Origin of the sequence: Porphyromonas levii DSM 23370 (genome assembly GCF_000379925.1) — a bacterium.
Classification (GTDB): Bacteria; Bacteroidota; Bacteroidia; order Bacteroidales; family Porphyromonadaceae; genus Porphyromonas_A; species Porphyromonas_A levii.
This window is the reverse complement of the sequence record NZ_KB904254.1, coordinates 20,602-27,333: the sequence shown is the minus strand read 5'-3', so window position 1 is coordinate 27,333 and position 6,732 is coordinate 20,602. Positions and strand designations below refer to the sequence as shown.

4 protein-coding genes are annotated in these 6,732 nt (G+C 49.0%); all 4 read left to right on the top strand.

What is annotated here, in order from left to right; all coding sequences use genetic code 11:
- The first annotated feature begins 260 nt into the window (after nucleotides 1-260).
- From A3GG_RS0105935 to A3GG_RS0105920, 4 genes are read left to right on the top strand one after another with little or no spacing between them, the layout of a single operon-like run.
- Nucleotides 261-827: a TetR/AcrR family transcriptional regulator gene (locus A3GG_RS0105935; RefSeq protein WP_428829143.1), complete on the top strand. Its 567-nt coding sequence runs from the start codon at nucleotides 261-263 to the stop codon at nucleotides 825-827.
- The gene (locus tag A3GG_RS0105930) at nucleotides 808-2,229 is read left to right on the top strand and encodes a TolC family protein (protein ID WP_018358402.1); all 1,422 of its coding nucleotides are present in this window, start codon (nucleotides 808-810) and stop codon (nucleotides 2,227-2,229) included. The genes A3GG_RS0105935 and A3GG_RS0105930 overlap by 20 nt, the downstream gene beginning before the upstream one ends.
- Entirely contained in the window at nucleotides 2,226-3,278 is a 1,053-nt protein-coding gene (locus tag A3GG_RS0105925) for an efflux RND transporter periplasmic adaptor subunit (protein WP_018358401.1), read from the top strand. Before A3GG_RS0105930 ends, A3GG_RS0105925 begins: the two co-directional genes overlap by 4 nt.
- A gap of 17 nt (nucleotides 3,279-3,295) precedes the next feature.
- A complete protein-coding gene (locus tag A3GG_RS0105920; protein ID WP_018358400.1) occupies nucleotides 3,296-6,403 on the top strand; it encodes an efflux RND transporter permease subunit in 3,108 nt (1,035 codons plus the stop codon).
- Nucleotides 6,404-6,732: the final 329 nt, after the last annotated feature.

Here is a 6,732-nt window from a genome sequence, read left to right as displayed (position 1 = left end):
TAGCGGTGTAGCAAAAAGGAGAGGGAGAGGAGAGGGAAACAAACAATTGGAAACATTCAGTAGCGAGCTAACCAAATAGCCCGCTGGCAATCTCGTGTCCCAAAGTGTACCCATTTACAATAATTGTGGTATTCAGTAGCTTATAAATAGATAAAAAAGACAAAGACCAATCTCCAAAACAGCCAAACACCTCCCAAAATACAGCAAAGAGCACCCCAAAGTACCCCCAAATACTACCCCCAACAGCGCCGATCTATACTTTGCGGAATCTAGGTCTGAGGCTATCACTGGATGAGATCGCAACTAAGATTGGGGTAACAAAGAAAACGTTGTACAACCATTTTAGTTCGAAAGAAGAGCTTTTGAAGGAGTGTATCCGCTCCATCTCGAGCGATTTCAGGTATGCGCTCTCTAAGCTAGACGATCCTCATCATTCGCCCATTGAAAACATGAGGTGCACCTTCTTCAGCGTCACCAATCTCTTTATGGTGGTCAACCCCGTCTTCTTCTCCGATCTCATGCGCGATAACCCCAACCAAGCTATGCTGGAGCACGTAGTGGGTTCGGGCTTTTTCAAGCAGAAGATAGAAGCTAACCTAAGCAAAGGGATAGAGGATGGTATCTACCGTGAGGATCTGGATATCGAGTTTGTGGGGAGTTATATGTCTTATTCCATCTTCGGATTTTATATCAATGGGATAGTTAATAGTAATCCACTAATACCCAAGACCTACTTCGAGGACATCCTCGAGTATCACTTAAGAGCTATAACGTCGGACAAAGGGAAAAAAATAATTGATAATAACTATGGAAGGACTAAGGAGTAAATCATCTGTATGGTGTGTGGCGATTGCTTTTGTGGCAAGCTTCGGTCTATCGTTTCTGGGGACAGATGCCCATGCGCAAGAGGTCTATTCGCTGCAGAGCTGCCTAGAGTATGCGCTTCAGCATAACCTCAACATTAAGAAGTCGGGCTACGACAAGGAGAAGGCAAATTATGCACGCAAGGAAGTCTTGGGTGCATTGATGCCTCAGATCAATGGATCCGCCAATCTTAATGACAATATTAAGAAAGCAAAGTTCGTGATGCCCAACTTCATGAATAGCATGCTACCCCCCAATATGCAGAACCCTAATGCACCTAAGTATATGACGGTGGAGATGGGTACACAGTACACTGCCAATGTGGGGATACAAGCGTTTCAGCAGATTCTCAACCTCTCGCTCTTCAATGCCGTGAAGATATCCAAGGTGGCAGAGCGTATGGCAGCACTAGGGGCGGAGTCCACAGAGGAAGATGTGATTACCCAGACCGCCACGCTCTACTACGGCATCCAGAGTACCGAATATGCCATGGGCGGGATGAGCAAGAGCGTGGAGCTGGTAGAGAAGATGCTCAAAATGATGGAGGTCAATCACGCCAATGGCTTGGTGAAGAAGGTAGATGTAGACCGCCTCAAGGTAAACCTTACCAACCTCCTCACCCAGAGGTCCGCAATACAGAATGTGGTAGAGGTGCAGAAGAATCTTCTGAAGTTACAGATGGGATTGGATATAGAGTCACCGCTCTCGATAGCGCCTATGGATCTCTCGCTCGTAGAGGACAAGGCGAAAGAGGTATCACTGGAGCCCTTTGCGCTCACCCAGCACACCGCCTACAAGCTACTACTAGAGAAGAAAGAGATGGCGAAGCTCCAGAAGAAAGCAGCCATCTACGAGTATATGCCTACGATATCCCTGATGTTCAATGCGCAGTACAATGGTGTCTGCGATGAGTTTTTCAGAGGGGAAACCAACTACTGGTATCCTACTGCGATGATTGGGCTAAGCCTAAAGATTCCTATCTTCAGCGGCTTTAGTCGCCGTTCGAAGGTTAAGGAGAGCAATCTCGAACTCATGAAAGCCCAAGAGGATATCAAGATACTAGAGCAATCCCTCAGTATGGCGCATAAGAATGCTGAGCTCAAGCTAAGCGATACCCGACGAACGATTGCACTACAGAAAGATAATCAGCAGCTAGCCGAGCAAGTCTTTGATATCGCACAGAATAACTATGTACTCGGTGTGGCTTCGCTATCGGACGTACTCAATGCCAGCCAATCACTGATACAAGCACAGATGTCGTATGCCAATGCCCTCAATGAGTATATGAAGGCGTACATCGACCTCAAGAAAGCCAATGGAGAGATAAGGGAACTAATGACAATAAATAAATACAAGTACTTATGAAACGCATAACTTATATCGTGGCGAGTATACTTATCGTGGCACTCGTCGTGCTCATCCTTATACTCAATAAGAGATCTACCGCCTCCAAAACACAGATGCTGGAGGACGAAGCATCGGCAGTAGCGGTGCGTACCGAGGTGGTGGATAGTAGCTCCTATGCTACGAACTTCGAGACCAATGGCGTGCTCGAGGCTGCGCACGACCTCTCTTTCGTTTCCGATATGGGCGGTCGTGTGATGCAGATTTACGCCAACGAAGGAGACCAAGTGCAGAAGGGCAAAGTGCTGATACAGCTAGATGCGGAGACCCTTCGGGCAGATGTCGAATCCACCCGCGTAGCCTACGAAGCCGCACAGAAGGATTACGAGCGCTTTAAGAACGCCAACGCCCAAGGCGGTGTCACGGATCAGCAGCTCGCCGCTATCCATACCCAGATGGTGGCTGCCGAGAGCCGCTACATCGCTAGCCGTAGACGCCTTTCAGATGCCTCTATCAAGGCGCCAATGTCGGGTAAGATCTACAAGCGGTATGTAGAGGTCGGTAGCTTCCTCAATCCCGGAGCCAAGCTCTTCGATATCATCGACGATTCTCAGCTGAAGGTCAATGGTTACCTCACGGAAAAGCAAAGACTTGGCGTCACCAAGGGTCAGGCTGTCGTGGTGACTAGCGACCTATATCCAGGCAAGACGATAGCTGGAGAGGTGACTTTCGTAAGCGACAAAGCGGATCGCTCTCTCAACTTCCCTGTAGAGGTCACCATTACGGAGAAAGAGCTGGACCTACTCCCTGGTATGTACGTAGGTATCTCGTTCGGAAATGAAGCGCAGAAGACAGGCATCCTCATCCCACGCAGTGCCATCAGCGGTAGCGTAAAAGATGCTAGTGTATATGTGGTACAGAATGGCGTAGCCACGAAAAAGCCTATCGTCGCTGGCGGCATCATCGGCAACCGTATCGAGGTGCTTGAGGGACTACAGCAGGGCGATAGCATAGTGATAGCCGGCCTTATCAATATCACTAATGGTACACCGGTGAAGAACGTGAAGTGACATAGGAGGGAAGCGATATGAAACTAACAGAATTATCTATCAAGCGGCCTATATTCGTCACCGTACTATTTATACTCCTGACCGTATTGGGCTACCTAAGCTATAAGAGCTTAAGCGCGGAACTGATGCCAAAGTTTACTCCGCCGGTGCTAAATGTGCAGATTATCTACCCAGGCGCCTCCCCTAGCGAGGTCGAGACTTCGCTCACACGCAAGGCAGAGGATGCCCTCTCGAGCATGGAAGGCATTGATAATATTCAGTCCTTCTCCTTCGAGGGGATGTCCATGATCTTAGTGTCGTTCAACTTTGGTACGAATATCGATAAAGCCATGACCGATGCGCAGAACCTCATCAATGCCAAGCGCATGGAGCTGCCACGAGATATCCTCTCCCCTACTATCTCCAAGATTTCGGTAGATGAGAAGCCAATACTCATCCTCTCGGCGGTCTCCAATATGGCGCCTACCGACTTCTTCCAGCTGGTAGATAAGCGTATAGTGCCCGAGCTATCGCATGTCAATGGCGTAGCCAAGATAGGACTAGTCGGCGGTACTGAGCGCGAGATACAAATCAACCTAGATCAGGCAAAGTTGAGAGAGTTTGGGCTCACCCCACTCATGGTACAGGGCGCTATCCGTGCGGGGAATCTCGACTTCCCTACCGGCTATCTCCATAACGATGAGACCCAGACAGCCATCCGCCTTTCGGGTAAGATTACCTCTATTGAGGAGCTTCGTAGCCTCGTTGTCCGGACTACACAGACAGGCGCCTTGGTTCGTCTAGGTGATATCGCTGAGGTGATCGATGATATCAAGGATCCAGTGAAGATAGGGCGCGTCAATGGTCAGGATGCTATCCTTATCAATATCCTCAAGCAGTCCGATGCCAATGCCATCAAGGTGAGCGAGCAAGTCAATGATAAGATTGCGCAGCTCGAAGAGGACTACGCCAATGACGGGCTAAAGATAAATGTGGCACAGGATACTACCACTTTCACCCACCAGTCTATCAATTCCGTACTCATCGATTTGCTACTAGCGATCATACTGGTATCGGTGGTGATCCTATTCTTCCTACACAACTTTAGGAACGCCCTCATCGTAATGGTTGTCGTACCTGTCTCCCTTATCTCCTCCTTTATCGGCATGAAGCTCTTCGGCTTCACACTCAACCTCATGTCGCTCCTCGCACTCTCACTCGTGATAGGTGTCATTGTGGATGATGCAATCGTGGTGATTGAGAACGTGTACCGCCACATCGAGATGGGCAAGAATAGAGTGCGGGCGACCTATGATGCGATGAAAGAGATCGGGCTAACGGTGGTCTCCGTCACCTTGGTGCTGGTGGTCGTCTTCCTTCCCGTTATCTTCACCGATACCTTGGTCTCTGACATCCTACGGCAGTTCTGTGCCGTTATCGTCATAGCCATCCTTTTCAGCCTTTTGGCTGCGCTCACCTTGGTGCCGCTCCTTACCTCTAGGTATGGTAATATCTACGAACTTACGGGCAAGAACTTCTTCGAGCGCATCTTACTTAGCTTCGAGAAGGCTATTTCGAAGTTCGCCCATTGGATTTCCAATATTTCTGAATGGGGGCTGAAGCACAAAGGCAAGCTCGCTCTTATTGTGGGCTTGATTACAGTAGCCGTACTTGCACTCTTCCCCTTAGGGTTTATCAACTTCGAGTTCCAGCCCTACATAGACCGCGGAGAGTTTATCGTCCAGCTCGAGATGCCTAAAGACATCTCCATGGAGGAGTCCAATGCCCTCGTCCTCAAGGCCGAGAACTGGTTTATGCAGCGCTCCGAGGTGGAAGAAATCGTAACCATGGTAGGACTCACCAGCGACAATACCCAGAGCACCAAGGGAACGCCTTACCTCGCCGAACTCAATGTAAAACTGCATAAGCAAAAAGAAGGGACAGAGGAGTACATTACCCGTATTCGCAAACCGCTCTCGGATTATCTTGTGGATGCCAAGGTAAATATATTTAGTGTCAACCTCACCGGTACAGCTGCCAAGGCAGCCATTGAGTATATCATCACTGGTAGCGACAACGACTCCGTGATGGGGTATGCCGATAAGGCGCTACAAATCCTTGGCTCTATCTCGGGCGTGATGCAAGAGCGACTATCGGTAGAGAATGCCACCCCCGAAATTATCGTAAAGGTAGACCGCGATAAGATGGCAGAGCTAGGGCTCACGCTTGACAATGTGGGCGTACTCATGCAGATGCACTTCCAAGGGAACAACCAGCTGAAGTACACCCAGGGCAATGATGACTATGCTATCAATATCCGCGCCGATAAGTCCTACCGCCAGCAGGCAGATGATGTAGCGAATATGGGATTCGTCAATCCTCGTGGTGAGAATGTGCGACTCGCACAGTTCGCCGACATCTCGCTGGGAACAGGTCCTAGTCGACTCGAACGCTACAACCGTAATAGTTCGGTCACCCTAAGGTCTCAGGTCTATGGCGTACCTGCAGGAGCCGTCTCCAAGGAGTTTATGAGTAAGCTACAAGAGAGTGATATGCCGAAGGGCGTAAAGATACAAGCTACAGGAGACATGAAAAAGATGTCAGACTCTATGAGTGTCTTGATCACTGCCCTTCTCCTATCGCTTATGCTCATCTACCTAGCCATGGTGCTTTTGTACAATAACTGGACCGACCCAATTGTGGTGATGATTTCCATCCCATTATCTATCGTAGGCGCGCTATTGGCATTGGCGCTTACCAATACCGCCATGAGTATCTATGCGATGCTGGGAGTCGTGATGCTTGTTGGTCTGGTGGCGAAGAATGCTATCCTTCTGGTCGACTTTACCAATGAAGCCCTCCGAGAAGGTCAGACCATGGACGATGCCCTCATTCAGGCAGTAAGGATCCGTACCCGACCTATCTTGATGACAGCCCTCTCTACCATTATAGGTATGCTCCCTGTCGCCCTCTCCAAGGGTTCAGGCGCAGAGCTTCGCAACGGTATGGCTTGGGTAATCATCGGAGGTATGGCAGTCTCTACCTTCCTCACGCTGATAGTGGTACCAGCCGTCTATAAACTGATACACGCTAGGCGTAAGCAAAATAAGAAGACCGTAGATATCGAGCAACTCATGCGTGAGTAACGGTATTTAGCTCTCCACGGCCTCGGGCTTTGCCCTTAACCGAGGCTAGCGAAAACCGCGCTAATGTATCCTATTGTTATAGGGCTGGGGATTGGGTGAAACAATAGTGCGGTTTTCGTTAGTCACGCCTGAACTGAGGAGAGGAGCTAAGCCCCCTTTAGGGGGTTTGGGGGCTTACTCTTCTCATGACTATAGCCCTCCCAAAAATTGTTATCGCTCATGCCGTTTTCTGATACCCTATATCAGCGAAATTTATTCCTAGAGATAAATATATTTATTTGTACAGATAAATAAATTTATTCCTAGGAATAAATTTTGCTTATATAGGG

What these genes read in the sequence shown, in the direction of transcription:
- A3GG_RS0105925 (WP_018358401.1), top strand. Translation starts at nt 2,226, where the DNA reads ATGAAACGCATAACTTATATCGTGGCGAGTATACTTATCGTGGCACTC.
- A3GG_RS0105930 (WP_018358402.1), top strand. Translation starts at nt 808, where the DNA reads ATGGAAGGACTAAGGAGTAAATCATCTGTATGGTGTGTGGCGATTGCT.
- A3GG_RS0105920 (WP_018358400.1), top strand. Translation starts at nt 3,296, where the DNA reads ATGAAACTAACAGAATTATCTATCAAGCGGCCTATATTCGTCACCGTA.